The sequence below is a fragment of the Pseudomonas sp. BYT-1 genome (assembly GCF_023611805.1).
GTDB classification, from domain to species: Bacteria; Pseudomonadota; Gammaproteobacteria; order Pseudomonadales; family Pseudomonadaceae; genus Aquipseudomonas; species Aquipseudomonas guariconensis.
Genome location: NZ_CP072559.1, coordinates 4263010 through 4280886, shown reverse-complemented (window position 1 = coordinate 4280886; position 17877 = coordinate 4263010). Strand labels below are relative to the sequence as shown.

General features: G+C 63.7%; 18 protein-coding genes. 9 read left to right on the top strand and 9 right to left on the bottom strand.

Going from position 1 to position 17877, the window contains the following annotated elements; genetic code table 11:
• Nucleotides 1–70: 70 nt before the first annotated feature.
• Complete coding sequence (locus J5X93_RS20085) at nt 71–565, bottom strand: SprT family zinc-dependent metalloprotease (protein WP_043214551.1); 495 nt, start codon at nt 563–565, stop codon at nt 71–73.
• A 128-nt stretch (nt 566–693) separates the two neighbouring features.
• Nucleotides 694–1293: a Yip1 family protein gene (locus tag J5X93_RS20080; protein ID WP_043214549.1), complete on the bottom strand. Its 600-nt coding sequence runs from the start codon at nt 1291–1293 to the stop codon at nt 694–696.
• A gap of 253 nt (nt 1294–1546) precedes the next feature.
• Between J5X93_RS20080 and ttcA the strand changes: the two genes are divergently transcribed.
• Entirely contained in the window at nt 1547–2371 is an 825-nt protein-coding gene (gene ttcA, locus J5X93_RS20075) for a tRNA 2-thiocytidine(32) synthetase TtcA (RefSeq protein WP_043214547.1), read from the top strand.
• A gap of 3 nt (nt 2372–2374) precedes the next feature.
• On the top strand, nt 2375–3046 hold the full coding sequence (locus J5X93_RS20070; protein WP_090343573.1) for a DNA-3-methyladenine glycosylase I: 672 nt from the start codon (nt 2375–2377) through the stop codon (nt 3044–3046).
• Nucleotides 3047–3139: 93 nt separating this feature from the next.
• On the opposite strand, the gene J5X93_RS20065 is transcribed toward J5X93_RS20070, so the two are convergent.
• From J5X93_RS20065 to arsC, 3 genes are read right to left on the bottom strand one after another with little or no spacing between them, the layout of a single operon-like run.
• Entirely contained in the window at nt 3140–3553 is a 414-nt protein-coding gene (locus tag J5X93_RS20065; RefSeq protein ID WP_043214543.1) for a DUF2069 domain-containing protein, read from the bottom strand.
• Nucleotides 3546–4151 carry an NAD(P)H:quinone oxidoreductase gene (gene wrbA / locus J5X93_RS20060; RefSeq protein WP_070572948.1) on the bottom strand — a complete coding sequence of 202 codons (606 nt, stop codon included), beginning with the start codon at nt 4149–4151 and terminating at the stop codon, nt 3546–3548. The genes J5X93_RS20065 and wrbA overlap by 8 nt, the downstream gene beginning before the upstream one ends.
• Nucleotides 4148–4501 (bottom strand): arsenate reductase (glutaredoxin), encoded by a 354-nt coding sequence (arsC, locus tag J5X93_RS20055; protein WP_043215202.1) that lies wholly within the window; start codon nt 4499–4501, stop codon nt 4148–4150. The genes wrbA and arsC overlap by 4 nt, the downstream gene beginning before the upstream one ends.
• Nucleotides 4502–4586: 85 nt before the next feature.
• Here arsC and J5X93_RS20050 point away from each other — a divergent pair, with 85 nt between their 5' ends.
• Nucleotides 4587–5051 (top strand): TlpA disulfide reductase family protein, encoded by a 465-nt coding sequence (locus J5X93_RS20050; RefSeq protein ID WP_043215201.1) that lies wholly within the window; start codon nt 4587–4589, stop codon nt 5049–5051.
• 73 nt (nt 5052–5124) lie between these two features.
• On the opposite strand, the gene J5X93_RS20045 is transcribed toward J5X93_RS20050, so the two are convergent.
• The 4 genes from J5X93_RS20045 to J5X93_RS20030 form a co-directional block, all read right to left on the bottom strand.
• Nucleotides 5125–5529, bottom strand: coding sequence for an META domain-containing protein (locus tag J5X93_RS20045; RefSeq protein ID WP_043215199.1), 405 nt, complete (start codon nt 5527–5529; stop codon nt 5125–5127).
• The gene (locus tag J5X93_RS20040; protein ID WP_043215198.1) at nt 5526–5963 is read right to left on the bottom strand and encodes a hypothetical protein; all 438 of its coding nucleotides are present in this window, start codon (nt 5961–5963) and stop codon (nt 5526–5528) included. Before J5X93_RS20040 ends, J5X93_RS20045 begins: the two co-directional genes overlap by 4 nt.
• Before the next feature lie 31 nt (nt 5964–5994).
• Nucleotides 5995–6984: a 2-hydroxyacid dehydrogenase gene (locus J5X93_RS20035; protein WP_102082300.1), complete on the bottom strand. Its 990-nt coding sequence runs from the start codon at nt 6982–6984 to the stop codon at nt 5995–5997.
• Between the two features lie 141 nt (nt 6985–7125).
• Nucleotides 7126–9888, bottom strand: a complete 2763-nt coding sequence (locus J5X93_RS20030; RefSeq protein ID WP_043215194.1) for a response regulator — start codon at nt 9886–9888, stop codon at nt 7126–7128.
• A gap of 238 nt (nt 9889–10126) precedes the next feature.
• On the opposite strand from J5X93_RS20030, the gene J5X93_RS20025 reads away from it, so the two are divergent.
• From J5X93_RS20025 to mazG, 6 genes are all read left to right on the top strand, one after another.
• The gene (locus J5X93_RS20025; RefSeq protein WP_102082299.1) at nt 10127–10843 is read left to right on the top strand and encodes a response regulator transcription factor; all 717 of its coding nucleotides are present in this window, start codon (nt 10127–10129) and stop codon (nt 10841–10843) included.
• A 2-nt stretch (nt 10844–10845) separates the two neighbouring features.
• Nucleotides 10846–12243 (top strand): sensor histidine kinase, encoded by a 1398-nt coding sequence (locus tag J5X93_RS20020; protein WP_102082304.1) that lies wholly within the window; start codon nt 10846–10848, stop codon nt 12241–12243.
• Between the two features lie 94 nt (nt 12244–12337).
• Nucleotides 12338–13237, top strand: a complete 900-nt coding sequence (cysM, locus tag J5X93_RS20015; RefSeq protein ID WP_043215206.1) for a cysteine synthase CysM — start codon at nt 12338–12340, stop codon at nt 13235–13237.
• The gene (gene rlmD, locus J5X93_RS20010; protein WP_182816201.1) at nt 13237–14595 is read left to right on the top strand and encodes a 23S rRNA (uracil(1939)-C(5))-methyltransferase RlmD; all 1359 of its coding nucleotides are present in this window, start codon (nt 13237–13239) and stop codon (nt 14593–14595) included. Before cysM ends, rlmD begins: the two co-directional genes overlap by 1 nt.
• 97 nt (nt 14596–14692) lie before the next feature.
• Nucleotides 14693–16933: a GTP diphosphokinase gene (gene relA, locus J5X93_RS20005; protein WP_043215189.1), complete on the top strand. Its 2241-nt coding sequence runs from the start codon at nt 14693–14695 to the stop codon at nt 16931–16933.
• Between the two features lie 104 nt (nt 16934–17037).
• Entirely contained in the window at nt 17038–17871 is an 834-nt protein-coding gene (gene mazG, locus J5X93_RS20000; RefSeq protein ID WP_043215186.1) for a nucleoside triphosphate pyrophosphohydrolase, read from the top strand.
• Nucleotides 17872–17877 lie beyond the last annotated feature (6 nt).

The window sequence follows — 17877 nt, the reverse complement described above, 5'->3', positions numbered from 1 at the left end:
GCAGGTAGACCCGCTTGCACAGGTTTGGCGCAAGCCTTGTGGGGGCGGGGTTAGCCGCGAATGCTGTTTGTCATTCGATGCGGGTCTCGCCGCTGTAAACCAGGATCTCACGACACCGCCTGCACAGATAGCGTCGCCCCTGGCGCACCAGCTTGTGCCGCTGGGCAGTGAACGGGAAGTCACTTTCCGGGCAGGGGCAGCGGTAGATGTAGCGGGTGGCCACGCGCCGCTTCACTTCATAGTTGTGGCAACGGTTCGGTGGCAATTCATACACGCCCCGCATGATCAGTTGCCATTCCTCGCCATGGGCCTGGATCTTGTCGCCGAACAGCTGGTGCGCCACCAAGTGTGCCACTTCGTGGGCAACGGTCTGACGCAGGAAGTCTTCCTGGTTCTCCCGGTACAGCTGCAGATTGAAGCGCAGCAGGTTTTCGTGCAGATGAGCGACGCCGGCCTTCTGGCCGCGCAGCTTGAAGCTGACTTGCGGGCGAGGGAAGGTGCGTTTGAAGAAGGCTTCAGCTTGCTGGTAACAGGTTTCGACGCGTTGTTTGAGCAGCTCGGGCATGGCGGGGTGGTTCTCCTGAGCGGGCAATTATGCCGCAAGCGCCAGGTGCCTGCCGGGCCATCTGTCAGCACACAGCCAGAGGCCGCCTTGCGGCGGCCCCGGGGTGACGCTCCTATGTTGCGTTGGATCTAGTTGGTATAGACAGGCCCCACACCCAGCCCCCAGATGATCACCGTGGAGGCCATGATCGCCACCAGCACCACCAGGCCTACCGCCAGCACGGAGCTGGAGAACAGGAAGCCTTCGTCGGTGGGGATATTCATGAAGGTCGGCAGGCCGACATAGAGCAGGTAGACCGTGTAGCAAATGGCCGCCGTGCCCACCAGCATGCCAAGCCAGAGGTGCGGGTAGAGCGCCGCCAGGCCGCCGATGAACAGCGGGGTGGCGGTGTAGGTGGCAAACGCCACGCATTGCGCCATGGATGGGGTGGCATCGTAGGTGCGGGCCATCCAGTGGATGAAAGCCCCCATGACCGCGACCCCGGCGAGCATCGCCAGGTAGGACATGATGCTCATCCATAGTGCGCTTTCCATCGTCAGCATCACCGCCGGTCGATCGCCTATGACCCAGCCGACCTGGGTGGTGCCGATGAACGCCGACACAGCCGGGATCGCGGCGAGTATCAGCGTGTGGGTCAGGTACATGTGGCTGATGCTTTCGTCCTCGCCACGAATCTCCTTCCACTCCTGGTCAGGGTGGGTAAACAGCCCCAGAACGTGATGGATCATGCCGGTCACTCCTATCGTCGTTGTCAAACGCCCCCCAAGTGGAGCGCTTGCGGCCCGAGGCCTGGACACCGATGCAAGCGGTCGTGTGGCCTTATCTCGCAGTATAGGAAGCCGTTACCTACATAAACCTGGGTTTTTAGAGCAAATTGCGCTGTCAGATGCGCGCTTGATTCTTTATCGGAATGGCCTACGCCCCCGCTCGGTTTGTGCGTAAAATAGCCCGCTTTTGTCACACCTCGCGGATCCAAGCGCTATGGGCACCCTCTCGGTCAACCAGAACAAACTGCAAAAACGCCTGCGTCGCCTCGCTGGCGAAGCCATCACCGACTACAACATGATCGAGGATGGCGACAAGGTCATGGTCTGCCTGTCCGGCGGCAAGGACAGTTACACCATGCTCGACGTTCTGTTGCACCTGCAGAAGGTGGCGCCGATCAAGTTCGAGATCGTCGCTGTGAACATGGACCAGAAGCAGCCAGGCTTCCCTGAGCACGTGTTGCCGGCCTATCTCAAGGAGCTGGGCGTCGAGTACCACATCGTCGAGAAGGACACCTACTCGGTGGTCAAGGAGCTGGTTCCGGAAGGCAAGACCACCTGCTCGCTGTGTTCGCGCCTGCGCCGCGGCACGCTGTACACCTTCGCCGACGAGATCGGTGCGACCAAGATGGCCCTCGGGCACCATCGCGACGACATCGTCGAGACCTTCTTCCTCAACATGTTCTTCAACGGCTCGCTCAAGGGCATGCCGCCGAAGCTGCGCGCCGACGACGGTCGCAACGTGGTGATCCGCCCGCTGGCCTACTGCAGCGAGAAGGACATCCAGGCCTACTCGGACATGAAGGGCTTTCCGATCATCCCTTGCAACCTGTGCGGCTCTCAGGAAAACCTGCAGCGCCAGGTGGTCAAGGACATGCTGGTGGAATGGGAACGCAAGCACCCGGGCCGCACCGAGAGCATCTTCCGCGCTCTGCAGAACGTCGCGCCATCGCAGCTGGCCGATCGCAACCTGTTCGATTTCACCAGCCTCAAGATCGACGAAAGCGCCACTCCGCGTTTTCTCGATGTACTGAACATCTGACCCATGCGCGACTACCAATGGCTGCATGAGTACTGCCTGAACCGCTTCGGCTCGGCACAGGCCCTGGAGGCCTTCCTGCCGCAGCCGCGCACGCCAGCGCAATTGCGTGACATCAGCGATGACCGCTACCTGTCGACGCTGGCCCTGCGGGTGTTCCGTGCAGGGCTCAAGCACAGCCTGGTGGACGCCAAGTGGCCGGCCTTCGAGCAGGTGTTCTTCGGCTTCGATCCGGAAAAGGTCGTGCTGATGGGCGCCGAGCACCTTGAGCGGTTAATGCAGGACGAGCGGATCATCCGCCATTTGGGCAAGCTCAAGAGCGTGCCACGCAATGCGCAGATGATTCTCGATGTGGCGAAGGAGCGGGGCAGTTTCGGAGCGTTCATCGCCGATTGGCCGGTGACCGACATCGTCGGACTATGGAAGTACCTGGCCAAGCATGGCAATCAGTTGGGCGGGTTGTCGGCGCCGCGTTTCTTGCGCATGGTCGGCAAGGACACGTTCATTCCCACCGATGACATGAGCGCAGCCCTCATCGCCCAGGGCGTGATCGACAAGCAGCCGACCAGCCAGCGCGATTTGGCGCTGGTGCAGCAGGCGTTCAATCAGTGGCATGAGCAGAGCGGGCGACCGCTGTGCCAGCTGTCGGTGATGCTGGCGCATACCGTCAATCATTGAGAGGTGCGACGCGTGCTTCGCGGCTAAACCCGCTGCCACAGGGGCGGTGCAGTACTTGTGGCAGCGGGTTTACCCGCGAAAAGGCCGCCGCTTCTACTGCCCTTCACCGGCCACACGCCGCTCATGCTGGAACTTCCAGCGCACATACAGCAGGGCACTGACGAACAGCCCCAGGCTCACCAGCACCTCCATCCAGCCGAACACCGCCCGTGCCGGGTCGAACGCCGCCAGCACTCCCTTGATGAAATAGATATTCACCACGAAGCACGTCCAGGCATGGGCCCGGGCGCTGCCCGTCAGCATGCCCGGCACCAGCAGCAACAGAGGGATCAGCTCGATGGCCAGGATCACTTCGACCCGTGCCCCATGCAGGTCCGCGAACCACAGGTTGTTGACCGCCAGCAGGGCGATCAGGCCAAAAAAGCAAGCCAGGCTCAGCGCCCGGGTGACGCGCACCCGTGGCGTGAGCCATTCCAGCGGTGGCAATACCTTGGGCTTTCTAGCCACGCTCGCCCCCCAAAGCCTTGGCGGTGCTCGCCAGGCGTTGGCCCAGGGCGCGGCACAGGGCGATTTCGTGCGGGTCGAGTTCGCGCTTGCCATCAGCTCCAGCGTGGTGGCTGGCGCCATAGGGGGTGCCGCCGCCACGGGTCTCGAGCAGCGCCGACTCACTGTATGGCAGGCCAAGCACCAGCATGCCGTGGTGCATCAGCGGCAGCATCATCGACAGCAGCGTGGTCTCCTGACCGCCATGCAGGCTGGCGGTCGAGGTGAACACTGCCGCGGGCTTGCCGACCAGCTCTCCGCCCAGCCACAAGCTGCTGGTGCCGTCGAGGAAGTACTTGAGCGGCGCGGCCATGTTGCCGAATCGGGTCGGGCTGCCCAGCGCCAGGCCCGCGCAGTGGCGCAGATCGTCGAGGGTGGCGTAGAGCGCGCCGCTGGCCGGGATGTCCGGGGCCACGGCTTCGCATTCGGTGGAGATCGCCGGCACAGTGCGCAGGCGCGCCTCCAGGCCGGCCATCTCGACGCCGCGGGCGATATGCCTGGCCATCTCGCTGGTCGAGCCGTGGCGGCTGTAATAGAGCACTAGAACGTAGGGATCGCTCACGGCAGGATCTCCAGTACTTTCTCCGGCGGACGGCCAATCACCGCCTTGTCACCGGCGACCAGGATCGGACGCTCGATCAGCTTGGGGTGCTGGACCATCGCGTCGATCAGTTGCGCGTCGCTCAGGGCGGGGTTGGCCAGATCCAGGGCCTTGTATTCTTCTTCACCGGTGCGCAGTAGCTGGCGCGGGGCGATGCCCAGCTTGCCGAGCAGGGTTTTCAGGGTGACGGCATCCGGCGGGGTGTCCAGGTAGCGCACGATGGTCGGGGCCAGGCCGCGCGCTTCGAGCAGTTCCAGGGCGCCGCGGGATTTCGAACAGCGCGGGTTATGATAGAGGGTCAGATCAGTCATGACGGGTCGCATCCAGCTGGGTGTGGCGGCTATTCTAACCGCAGCGACTGTGTCGTTTGCTTGAAACTTCTAGAAGGATTGACCCATGGCAAGGCGTTTGGCAGCAGTACTGGCCATCACCGCGAGCCTGTTGCTCGGCGGTTGCGGTGCGGACTACGGCGTGGACCAGCACGGCAACACGGTAAAGGCCGAGCAGATCGACGGGCACTGGCTGGTGCTCAACTACTGGGCCGAGTGGTGCGGCCCGTGCCGTACGGAAATTCCCGAGCTCAACGCTGCGGCCAAGCAGTGGGAGGCCCAGGGTATCAAGGTGGTCGGGGTGAACTTCGATGGGTTGCAGGGCCAGGATCTCAAGCAGGCCGCCGAAACTCTCGGCATCGCCTTTACCGTCCTCGCCCAGGACCCGGCCGAGCGCTACGAGCTGCCGCGCAGCGAGGCGCTGCCGGTGACCTACATCATCGATGACAAAGGCAAAGTGCGTGAGCAGTTGATGGGGGAGCAGACCCTCGAAGGACTGCAAGCCAAGATCAAGGCCCTCAAGGGCGCTTAAGCGCTTCGAGCTGCAAGCTTCAAGAAAGAGCGGACCGTGTCGGGCTTGCTTTTCTTGCAGCTTGCAGCTGCTCTTAACCTTCCTCAGGCCAGAAGCGCAGTGGCTTGCCCTCGGCCGGCCAGAAGCGAATCTGCTCGATCGATGAGACGTCCCAGCGTTGCACGGTCTCCAGCGCCTGAAGGAAGCGTTTTTCCTGGTCCATCAATGCAGGGGCGCACAGTTTGCGGGTCTTGCCGACCTTGCCGAAGCTGATGCGGTCGCCTTGCAGGGTGTAGGACGCGAACCAGTGATTGCAGCCAGCATTGCCATAAGCACGGCCGTCCTCGCCGAGGATCAGGGTCAGGTGGCTGTAGTCGATCAACGGGCGCTCGCCGATCCACTCCAGCACATAGCTTTGCTCCGGTTGCAATTTCGAAGGCTCCGATGCGCAGCCGAGCAGGCCGACGGCAATCAGTGCACCGGTCAACAGATGCTTCACTGCGCGCTCCCTTGGCAGGCCGGGCACAGGTGCTGGTCGCCACGGCTGGCCCAACCCAGCTCGGCGATGCGGGCGCTGGCCGCGGGCTGGCGGGCCTTGTTGCCGAGCTTGCCGTCGACGGCGAACTCGAAGTCCAGCTCAGCCTGGCAACTGTTGCACTTGACCTTCCAGTTGAGGATCTCCAGCTCGTTGAAGATCGGGCCGCTGGCCACGGCGACCCATTGGCCGCGCGGGTTGATCAGGTGGCGCACGCTCTCCACGGTAAGGCGCATGGAAAGATCCTTGCTGCCTTTTAGAGTCACAAGCAGGACATCGTCCTTCTGGATCGAGCCACCGTTGCCAGTCACCTGATAGCGGCCCGGCACCAGGGCGCGGCATTCGATCAGGGTGTGTTGCGGGTTGAAAAGGGTGTAGCGGAAATCGTGTTCGACCATGGGTCCTCCAAAATTGCCGCGTATCCTAGCATCAACCGTTCACCAGATTCTGCGGATCGCCCTCCGTCCAGCGGATGATGTTGTCCAGGGTGGTCGAGGCGATGGCCGCCAGCGCTTCATGGTTGAGAAACGCCTGGTGTGCGGTGACGATCACGTTGGGGAAGGTCAGCAGCCGTGCGAGCACGTCATCCTGCAGCGGCAGGTCGGAACGGTCCTCGAAGAACAGCTGCGCCTCCTCTTCATAGACATCCAGCCCCAGGTAGCCGAGCTGGCCACACTTGAGCGCGTCGATCAGGGCCGGCGTGTCGACCAGCGCGCCGCGCCCGGTATTGATCAGCATGGCGCCGGGTTGCAGGGTGGCCAGGCTCTGGGCGTTGATCAGATGGCGGGTGTGCTCGGTCAGCGGGCAGTGCAGGCTGATGATGCGGGCCTGGCTCAGCAGTTCGGGCAATTCCACGTAGCGGGCGCCCAGGGCAAGCAGTTCAGGGTTGGGGTAGGGGTCGTAGGCCAGCAACTGGCAGCCGAAACCGGCCATGATGTGGGCGAAGGCGGCGCCGATCTGGCCGGTGCCGACCACGCCGACCGTCTTGCCGTGCAGGTCGAAGCCGGTCAGGCCATGCAGGGTGAAATCACCTTCGCGGGTGCGGTTGTAGGCCCGGTGCAGGCGTCGGTTGAGCGCCAGGATCAAGGCCACGGCATGCTCGGCCACGGCATGGGGTGAATAGGCCGGTACCCGCACCACCGACAGTCCCAGGCGCCGGGCGGCGGCCAGATCGACGTGGTTGTAGCCTGCTGAGCGCAAGGCGATCAGACGGGTCCCGCCGGCAGCCAGGCGTTCGAGCACCGTGGCATCGAGCTCATCGTTGATGAACGCGCAGACCACCTCGAAATCCTGGGCCAAAGCGACGGTGTCCTGGGTCAGCCGGGCCGACTGGTAGTGCAGCTCCAGGCTACTGTCGCGGGAGGCCTGGGTGAAGCTTTCCTGGTCGTAGTGCTGGCTGCTGAACAACAGGACACGCATGGTGTGAATCTCCAGGTTTCGTCATCGCGGCAGTGTAGACAGCCTGCGAAGAAGGACGTTGATCTTGCTCAGTGGCGTCACTGTTCGGATAGTGCAACGCCCCCGATTTTGGGGCCGTCCTGCGGCCCCAGGGCTTTGCGCTCAGGCGCTCAGCCGAGCCTGAGCCGCGAGCCGCACGATGGCCCGGTCCAGCTCGTCCAGGGCTTGCGCCGCCTGGGGGCTGTCCTGTTTGAGCAAGGTCTCGCTGCGCTGGCAGGCCGCGCGCAGTTGCGGCACGCCACAGTAGCGCGATGCGCCGTTGAGGCGATGGACCCGTTCGATCATCGCCGTGCGATCACCCAGCTCGCGGGCGACGCGGATCGATTCACGGTCGGTCTCAAGAGACGCCAGCAGCATGGCCAGCATGTCCGCGGCCAGGTCCGGCTTGCCGGCGGCCAGGCGCAGGCCTTCCTCAGGGTCGAGCACCTTCAGCTCGTTACTGTCGATGGCCCGTTCGCTGCCGCGCTCCTGCATGGACGGCACCAGGCTCATTCCGGTCCATTTCATCACCACCTGGGACAGCTGGCGCTCGCTGATCGGCTTGGTCAGGTAATCGTCCATGCCGCTGTGCAGCAAGGCCCGTTTCTCGTTGGCCATGGCGTGTGCGGTGAGCGCGACGATGGGCAGCGGGCTGCCGCTCTGGCTGGCTTCCCAACGGCGGATCTGCTCGGTGCAGGCGCGTCCGTCCATTCCCGGCATCTGCACATCCATCAGCACCAGGTCGAAAGGCTCGTCCTGCACTGCCTTGACTGCGGCATAGCCGTTGTCCAGCGCCAACACCTCGGCGCCCAGGCCTTCGAGCAGGGTCTGCACCAACAACAGATTGGCAGGGTTGTCGTCCACGCAGAGAATCCTCGGCGCCCGGGTATTGCCGCTGGCGCGCGCGTCGTTGGTCGCTCGGCGCGGTTGCACCAGTTCGAGCAGCAGGCGGCGCAGTTTGCGCGTGCAGGTGGGCTTGGACAGCAACTGGCCATGGGGATTGGGCAGGTAGGGGTGATAGAGCGCCTGCTCGGTAGTCGGGCAAAGCACCACGCACAGGCAGCCCAGGCGTTCCAATTGCTGGTGATAATGGCCCAGTTGCTCCGGCGAGAGCGTGCTCAGGTTGGCCCCCAGCACCGCGAACTCGAAGGGTTGGCCTGCCTGGCTCGCCGCCTGCACGCCTTGCAGCAACTGGTCGAAGGAGGCGAACAGGCTGACGCTCAGACCGCAATCTTCCAACTGGTGCTCCAGGGCTTGGCGCGCCAGCTCGTGGCCATCGACGATGGCGGCGCGGCGCCCGAGCAACGGTTGCAGCGGTTGCTCCTGCGCGTCGTCATGAGCGCGCGGCAGGCTGAGGCTGATCCAGAACTGCGAACCTTCGCCTGGGGTGCTGTCCACGCCGATCTCGCCACCCATCTGCTCGATCAGGCGCTTGGAGATCACCAGGCCCAGGCCGGTACCGCCGGGCTGGCGTGACAACGAGTTATCGGCCTGGCTGAAGGCCTGGAACAAGGTGCGCACATCCTGGGGCGAGAGGCCGATGCCTGTGTCTTGCACGCTGATGCGCAGTTGTACGCTGTCCTCCTGTTCATCCTCGATCATGGCACGCACGACGATGGTGCCTTCGCGCGTGAACTTGATGGCGTTGCTCACCAGATTGGTGAGGATCTGCTTGAGCCGCAGCGGGTCACCGATCAGCGACAGCGGGGTATCGCGGTAGACCAGGCTGAGCAGCTCCAGCTGCTTGGCGTGGGCCGCAGGGGCGAGGATGGTCAGCGTGTCCTGGATCAGATCGCGCAGGTTGAACGGGATGCTGTCGAGCACCAGTTTGCCGGCCTCGATCTTGGAGAAGTCGAGGATCTCGTTGATGATCCCCAGCAGGTTGTCGGCGGACTTCTCGATGGTATTGAGGTAGTCGAGCTGGCGCGGGGTCATCTCGCTGCGTTGCAAAAGGTGGGTGAAGCCGAGGATGCCGTTGAGCGGTGTGCGGATCTCGTGGCTCATGTTGGCCAGGAACTCGGACTTGATGCGGCTGGCCTCCAGCGCCTCCTTGCGCGCCATGTCCAGTTCGATGTTCTGGATCTCGATGGTTTCTAGGTTCTGGCGCACGTCTTCGGTGGCCTGGTCGATACTGTGCTGCAGTTCCTCATGGGCATTTTGCAGGGTCTCGGCCATGCGGTTGATGCCCGCCGCCAGTTCATCCAGCTCATGGCTGCCCATCGCCGGCAGGCGCTGTTCCAGGTTGCCTTCCTTGAGTTGGGTGACGGCGTGCTTGATGCGACTGAGCGGATCGTTGATCGTCCGGCTCATGCGCAGTGCGAGCAACACGGTGAGCGACAGGCAGCCGAAGATTAACAACAGGCTGGTGAACAGGTTGCGATAGCCGCGCAGCAAGGTGCCGTCGTGGGACAGTTCGATTTCGACCCAGCCGAGCAGGCGCTCGGCTTCGGCGGGGACCGCCTGGGAGGCCAGGTCACGATGATGGCCGAAGACGGGCATCAGGTAGCGAGTAGCGTCATTGCCGGTGCGTTGCAGCAATTGAGTGCCGGTGCCCCCGGTCGGCGCCTGGTTGAGCATGCTCGGGCCGGCATGGGCCAGGCGCGAGCGGTCGGGGGCCAGGAATGCCACGGCGCGCACATCGGCTTGCTCCAGGGCTTGGGCGGCGATGCGTTCGAGCAGCTCCTGGGCTTGGGCCGGGTTGGCCAGGGAGGGCGCTGCCAAGGGCGCGAGCTGCTCGGCGAGCATCTTGCCGCGCTGGAGCAACTGAGTCCGCAGCTCGTTTTGCTGTAGCCAGTTGAAATAACTTCCCAGCACCAGGGCCATCAGGCTGGCTGGCAGCAGGGCCAACAGCAGGACCCGGCTTCTGATTCCCAAACGATCGAGCACATTTGTCTCCTGTCATGTGCTTGCCTGCCGTCAGCATAAAGACGGCCCCAGGCGGAACGTTACTCTCCAGGGCCGTCTGATGCACTTCTTTGTAACTCTTTTTGCGGTTCCCAGCCTTGGCGGCCTGAATCATCAGTGGCGCCTGCGTTGGCCTCAGGTCATCGGCGAGCGCGACCCGGTTGCCTTGGCCGGATGCATGGCCAATAATCGCGCAGTTGAGAATTAATGTCAGAAGCCAATGAATCCCGAAGCTATTCACCCGTCTACCATTCTGGCCATCGAGGACGACCCGGTGCTGGGTGCCTACCTGCACGACGAGTTGCAGCGCGACGGCTTCCTGGTGACTTGGTGCCGTAACGGCCTCGAAGGCCTGGAGGCCGCCAGCCGCCAGGCCTTCGATGTGGTGTTGATGGATATCCTGTTGCCCGGCCTCAATGGTCTGGACGCCTTGGCCCGGCTGCGCAAGCACAGCAGCACCCCGGTGATTCTGATGTCCGCGCTGGGCGCCGAGTCCGATCGCATCAGCGGTTTCAAGCGCGGCGCCGATGACTACCTGCCCAAACCCTTCAGCATGGCCGAATTGCGGGTACGCATCGAAGCGATCCTGCGACGGGTGGCGCTGGAGCGCCGGCACCAGGCGCCACGGGAGGTGGTCAGCGGGCAGCTGCGTTTCGACGAAGCGGCTTGCGATGTCTGGCTCGACGGCCGTTCGGCAGGGCTCACACCCAGCGAGTACCGCCTGCTCGAGACGCTGCATCGCAGCCAGGACGAAGTGCTCAGCAAACCCTTCCTTTATCAACAGGTCTTGCAGCGGGGTTATTCCCGCCATGACCGTAGCCTTGACATGCATGTCAGCCAGATACGTCGCAAGCTCAAGGCGCTCGGCTATCACGAACGGCAAATCCGTACTGTCTGGGGCAAGGGCTATACCTTGTGCGCCGGCGAGGCCGAATGACAGTGCTGGATCGGCATTCGCTGTTCTGGAAGCTGGCCATTCTGCTGGTGGGCTTCTGCCTGTTGATGATTGGCCTGAGCTACACCTGGGGCCGGCACATGGAAACCCGCAACGCCTTCCTCGACGCGCCGGCCCAGGCACAGCTGATCGGTTATGCCGCCGAAGCCGAGCAGGCCTGGCGCCAAGAAGGCAGGGCGGGGGTGGACCGCTGGCTAGCCGGCATGCACCAGCGCGAGCCCGGCTGGGTGAATGTGCTCGATGCCCAACTGCGCCCTTTGGGCAGCGCCACGCTGTCCACCGATGAAATCCAGCAACTGACACGTCTGCGTGGAGTCGACTGGCCCATGAGCCGACGCAGCATCACCCAGCCTTGGCTGCGCCTGCCGTTTCCCGAGGCGCCGGAGCAGGGCATGTTGGTGATCGAGTTGCCGCAGCGGCTGAATCCCGGGCGGTACCTGCTGTTCTGGCAGATCCTGACCAACGGCGTGATTCCTGGCCTGTTCACCTTGTTGTTGTGTGTCGGTCTGTACCGGATGCTGATCGTGCCGCTGAACCAGTTGCGCGAGCAGGCCAACGCCTGGCGTGCCGACCAGCTGTCGGCCCGTCTGGATTCGCGTACCGTTGGGCGGCATGACGAGCTGGGCGAGCTGGCCAGGGCGTTCGATCAGATGGCCGAGCGCCTGCAGGAGAGCGTGGCCATGCAACAGCAGATGCTGCGCGACCTTTCCCATGAGATGCGCACGCCCTTGAGCCGCTTGCGCGTGGCCTGCGACGGCGAGACCGATCATCAATGCCTGCGCGAGCGGGTGGCGCGGGAAATCGACTGCATGCAGCAATTGGTCGAAAACACCCTGCAACTGGCCTGGCAGGATGCCGAGCGGGCACCGATGAACCTCGAGCCGATCCAGCTCCAGGCCCTGTGGGACATGCTCGCCGAGGATGCCTGCTACGAAAGCGGCTGGCCGCCTGAACGCTTGCGCTGTGAATTGCCCGTCCAATGCTGGGTGCAAAGCAACCTCAACCACCTGGCCCAGGCACTGGAGAACATGCTGCGCAATGCGATCCGCCATTCGCCCGAACACGGGCTGGTGCGCTTGGGCGGTTACCGCGAAGGCAATTATTGGCGGCTATCGCTGGAAGATCAGGGGGGAGGCGTGGACGAGGCGGATCTGGATCGGATCTTCGCGCCGTTCTCCCGCCTCGATGGCTCCCGACCCGGGGATGGCGGCTTCGGCCTGGGGCTGAGCATTGCTCGCAGTGCGATTCAGCGCCAAGGTGGCACGTTGTGGGCCGAAAATGGCAAGCAAGGGCTACGCCTGTGCATGCGTTTGCCGGCGCATGTGGCGTCGGATCGCGAGGCAGGTCCGCGCGTTCAGGTTTGGACCGGTACGAGCTTATAGCTTGTAGCTATAGCGACTACAGATTGCGTGATATGGCGAGCAAAGGTTTGCCGGTATGATAGTCGCCCCTGCCGTCCGGATTGCGAACAACGCCATGACCTTGCAGTACCCAACCATCGCCGATTGCGTCGGCAATACGCCTCTGGTTCGCCTGCAGCGTATCGCCGGCGAGACCACCAACACCCTCCTGCTCAAGCTCGAAGGCAACAATCCCGCGGGTTCGGTCAAGGACCGCCCAGCGCTGTCGATGATCACCCGCGCCGAGTTGCGTGGCCAGATCAAACCGGGCGACACGCTCATCGAAGCCACGTCCGGCAACACCGGCATCGCCCTGGCCATGGCGGCGGCGATCAAGGGTTACAAGATGATCCTGATCATGCCGGACAACTCGACCGCCGAGCGCAAGGCGGCGATGACCGCCTACGGTGCCGAACTGATCCTGGTCACCAAGGAAGAGGGCATGGAAGGGGCGCGAGACTTGGCCGAGAAGCTGCAGGCCGAAGGTCGCGGCCTGGTGCTCGACCAGTTCGCCAACGGCGACAACCCGATTGCCCATTATTCCAGCACTGGCCCTGAGATCTGGCAGCAGACGCACGGCACCATCACCCATTTCATCAGCTCCATGGGCACCACCGGGACCATCATGGGCTGCTCCCAATACCTCAAGGAGCAGAACCCGGCAGTGCAGATCGTTGGCCTGCAACCGATGGAAGGCTCGGCCATCCCTGGCATTCGCCGCTGGCCCGAGGAGTACCTGCCGAAGATCTTCGACGCCACCCGGGTCGACCGCGTGGTCGATATGTCCCAAGACGAAGCCGAGCAGACCACCCGTCGTCTTGCTCGTGAAGAAGGGATTTTCTGCGGCGTTTCTTCCGGTGGTGCGGTCGCGGCAATGTTGCGCCTGTCCCGCGAGGTCGAGAACGCGGTCATGGTGGCGATCATCTGCGACCGTGGCGACCGCTATCTGTCCACTGGCCTGTTCGACGCAACCTGATGTCCAGAAAGAAAAGCAACAGCGGCCTGCGCTTCCAGCCGGCCGGCGGCAATCGTGCGCCACAAGTGCCGGTCGGCAAGAAACAACGCCTGCAAATCGAGCGCCTGGCCGGTGACGGTCGTGGCATCGCCTTTGTCGAGGGACGCACTTGGTTCGTCAGTGGCGCTTTGGCTGGGGAGTCCGTCGAGGCCCGCGTGCTGGGCGCCCGTGGCAAGGTGGTCGATGCACGCTTGGAGCGGGTGCTGCAGGCCAGCCCCGAACGGCGCGAGGCGCCGTGCCAGTATTATGAGCGTTGCGGAGGCTGCAACCTGCAGCACCTGCCTCACGACGGTCAATTGACACTCAAGCAGCGGATGCTCGCCGAGCAACTGCAGCGGGTGGCCGGCGTACAACCCGAGCAATGGGCCACGCCACTGGTCGGCCCTGAATTCGGCTATCGGCGCCGGGCCCGGATCGCCGTGCGCTGGGACCCGAAGGCGCGTCATCTGGACGTGGGCTTTCGGGCCGAGGCCAGCCAGGACATCGTCGCCATCGACGAATGCCTGGTGCTGGTACAGCCCTTGCAGGCGATTTTCCGCCATCTGCCGACGGTGCTGCGCAGCCTGAGCAAACCTCAGGCGTTGGGGCATGTCGAGCTGTTCAGCGGCACCGCGCAAGCGGTTCTGGTGCGGCATGTGGCGCCGTTGCCGGCGGAGGATCTGGCGCGCCTGGAGGCCTTCTGCAAGCAGGCTGACGCCCAGCTGTGGTTGCAGGGCGACGGCGAACCGGCGCCGGTCGAGGCCGGTCAGACACTTGGTTTTGCACTCGAGCCTTGGGGGCTGGAGTTGGCCTGGCGGCCGGGGGATTTCGTCCAGGTCAATGCTCAGGTCAATACGTTGATGATCGAGCAGGCGCTGGCGTGGCTGGCCCCTCAACCCGAGGATCGGGTGCTGGATTTGTTCTGCGGCTTGGGCAACTTTGCCCTGCCGCTGGCCCGGCGGGCCCGGGAAGTGGTGGCCGTGGAAGGTGTACAGGCCATGGTCGAACGGGCCGAGGCCAATGCCCGTAGCAACAATGTGCATAATGCACGGTTTTTTCAGGCCGATTTATCGCAGCCTTTGGCGGGCGCCGGATGGGCCGCCGAGGGCTTTTCTGCGGTACTCTTGGATCCACCGCGCGACGGTGCTTTCGAGGTGGTGCAAGGCATCGCACGCCTCAAGGCCAAGCGGCTGGTCTATGTGTCCTGCAACCCGGCCACGCTGGCGCGAGACGCCCAGGTTCTGGTCGGGCAGGGGTACCGGTTAACAAGGGCCGGGATCCTCGACATGTTTCCTCAGACGGCACATGTCGAGGCCATGGCGTTATTCGAAGCGGGCTAGCCAGGCTGGCCCCTTGGTGCGGCGTCCAGGGACTGGGCGGCGTACGGTGATTGCCAGCGCACCCGCGTGGTGCGCTGTATGGAAAGGTAAAAGAAAGATGGTACAGGTGAGAGTGCACCAGCCGGTCAATACCGACGGTAGTATCAATCTCGAAGCATGGCTGGATCATGTGGTGAGCGTCGACTCGGCGCTGGACCGCAAGGCGCTCAAGGAGGCCTGCGATTTCGCCCAGGAGGTCGAGAAGAAGGGCAACCCGGCCAAGCATTCCTGGGCCGACGGTACGTCCAGCTTCCAGGCGGGTCTGGAGATCGCCGAAATCCTCGCCGACCTCAAGCTCGACCAGGATTCCCTGGTGGCTGCGGTGATCTATCGCTCGGTTCGCGAGGGCAAGGTGACCCTGGCCGAGGTCGGCCAGCGCTTTGGCCCGGTGGTGTCCAAGTTGATCGACGGCGTGCTGCGCATGGCCGCCATCAGCGCCAGCCTCAGCCCGCGCCAGTCGCTGGTGCTCGGTTCCCAGGCGCAAGTCGAGAACCTGCGCAAGATGCTGGTGGCCATGGTCGACGACGTGCGCGTTGCCCTGATCAAGCTGGCCGAACGTACCTGCGCCATTCGGGCGGTCAAGGCCGCCGATGACGAGAAGCGCCTGCGTGTGGCGCGCGAAGTGTTCGACATCTATGCTCCGCTCGCCCACCGCCTGGGCATCGGTCACATCAAATGGGAGCTGGAGGACTTGTCCTTCCGCTACCTCGAACCCGACCAGTACAAGCAGATCGCCAAGCTGTTGCATGAGCGCCGGCTCGACCGCGAGCGCTTCATCAGCGACGTGATGAACCAACTGCAGAACGAGCTGCTGGCCACGGGCGTCAAGGCCGACATCAGCGGCCGGGCAAAACACATCTATTCCATTTGGCGCAAGATGCAGCGCAAGGGCCTGGAGTTCAGCCAGATCTACGACGTGCGCGCCGTGCGTGTACTGGTCCCGGAGATCCGCGACTGCTACACCGCGTTGGGCATCGTCCATACCCTGTGGCGGCACATCCCCAAGGAATTCGACGACTACATCGCCAACCCCAAGGAGAACGGCTACCGCTCCCTGCACACCGCAGTGATCGGCCCCGAGGGCAAGGTGCTGGAAGTGCAGATCCGCACCCATTCCATGCACGAGGAAGCCGAGCTCGGTGTGTGCGCCCACTGGCGCTACAAGGGCACCGACGTCAAGTCCAGTTCCAACCACTACGAAGAGAAGATCTCCTGGCTGCGCCAGGTGCTCGAGTGGCACGAGGAACTGGGCGATATCGGCGGCCTGGCCGAGCAACTGCGGGTGGACATCGAGCCGGACCGGGTCTATGTGTTCACCCCCGATGGCCATGCCATCGACCTGCCCAAGGGCGCCACGCCGCTGGACTTTGCCTACCGTGTGCACACCGAGATCGGCCACAACTGCCGCGGCGCCAAGATCAACGGGCGTATCGTCCCGCTCAACTACAGCCTGCAGACCGGCGAGCAGGTGGAGATCATCACCAGCAAGCACGGCAGCCCGAGCCGTGACTGGCTGAACTCCAACCTCGGCTACGTCACCACGTCCCGCGCACGGGCCAAGATCGTCCACTGGTTCAAGCTGCAGGCCCGCGACCAGAACGTCGCTGCCGGCAAGACCCTGCTCGAGCGTGAGCTTAGCCGCCTGGGCCTGCCCCAGGTGGACTTCGAACGCCTGGCCGAAAAAGCCAACGTCAAGACCGCCGAGGACATGTTCGCTGCCCTGGGCGCAGGCGACCTGCGCCTGGCGCATATGGTCAACGCGGCCCAGCAGTTGCTCGAGCCGGAGCGCAGCGAGCAGATCGAACTGATCCCACGCAAGGCCAGCGGTACCCGCTCCGGCAAACGTGGCGATATCCAGATCCAGGGTGTCGGCAACCTGCTCACCCAGATGGCCGGCTGCTGCCAGCCGCTGCCGGGCGACGCCATCGTCGGCTATATCACCCAGGGTCGCGGGGTGAGCATTCACCGCCAGGACTGCGCCTCGGTGCTGCAATTGGCCGGCAAGGAGCCGGAGCGGATGATCCAGGTCAGCTGGGGGCCGATCCCGGTGCAGACGTATCCGGTCGACATCATCATTCGCGCCTATGACCGTCCGGGGTTGCTGCGCGACGTGTCGCAGGTGCTGCTCAACGAGAAGATCAACGTGCTGGCGGTCAACACCCGCTCGAACAAGGAAGACAATACCGCGCTGATGTCCTTGACCATCGAGATCCCAGGCCTGGACGCCCTCGGGCGTTTGCTGGGCAGAATCTCGCAGTTGCCGAACATCATCGAGACGCGGCGTAACCGTACCCCTTGAGATCGAGGCGCCTTTTTCGCGGGTGAACCCGCTCCCACAGCGATTTCACCCCGCTTGTGGAAGCCGGTTCAACCGCCAGAAGCCGCCGCCGAAGGACCTGCCCGATGACCTACACTGTCGATGACCTGCTGCACCTGATGGCCCGTCTGCGCGACCCGCAATACGGCTGTCCGTGGGACCTGAAGCAGGACTACGCGAGCATTGTCCCGCATACCCTTGAAGAGGCCTACGAGGTCGCCGACACCATCGAGCGTGGCGATTTCGAGCACTTGCAGGGCGAGCTGGGCGACCTGTTGTTCCAGGTGGTCTACTACAGCCAGCTGGCGCGGGAGGAGGAGCGTTTCGAGTTCGCAGGCGTGGTCGACGCGATTACCCGCAAGCTGATTCGCCGTCACCCCCATGTGTTTCCTACCGGCGACCTGTATGCCCCGCTGGACACTCCGCGTCTGGACGAGGCGCAGGTCAAGGCGCGCTGGGAAGAGATCAAGGCCCAGGAGCGTGCCGAAAAGAGCGAGCCCGAACAGTTGTCGTTGCTCGACGACGTGCCGGCGGCCCTGCCGGCCTTGTCCCGTGCGGCCAAGCTGCAAAAGCGCGCGGCCACGGTCGGTTTCGACTGGCCGGATGCCCTGCCGGTGCTGGACAAGGTCCGTGAGGAACTGGACGAAGTGCTGCAGGCCATGGCCGATGGCGAAGCTGATGCACTGGAAGATGAAATCGGCGATTTGCTGTTCGCCGCGGTCAACCTGGCCCGCCATCTCAAGCAAGACCCGGAAAACGCCCTGCGCCGGGCCAACCGCAAGTTCGAGCGGCGTTTTCGTTTCATCGAACAGGCATTGCGCGACAATGGCCGGCCGATCGAAGATTGTACCCTCGATGAACTGGACGCCCTGTGGGGCGAAGCCAAGCGTCAGGAAAAGAACCTGCCCAGCTGCGGCTGAGCTGTT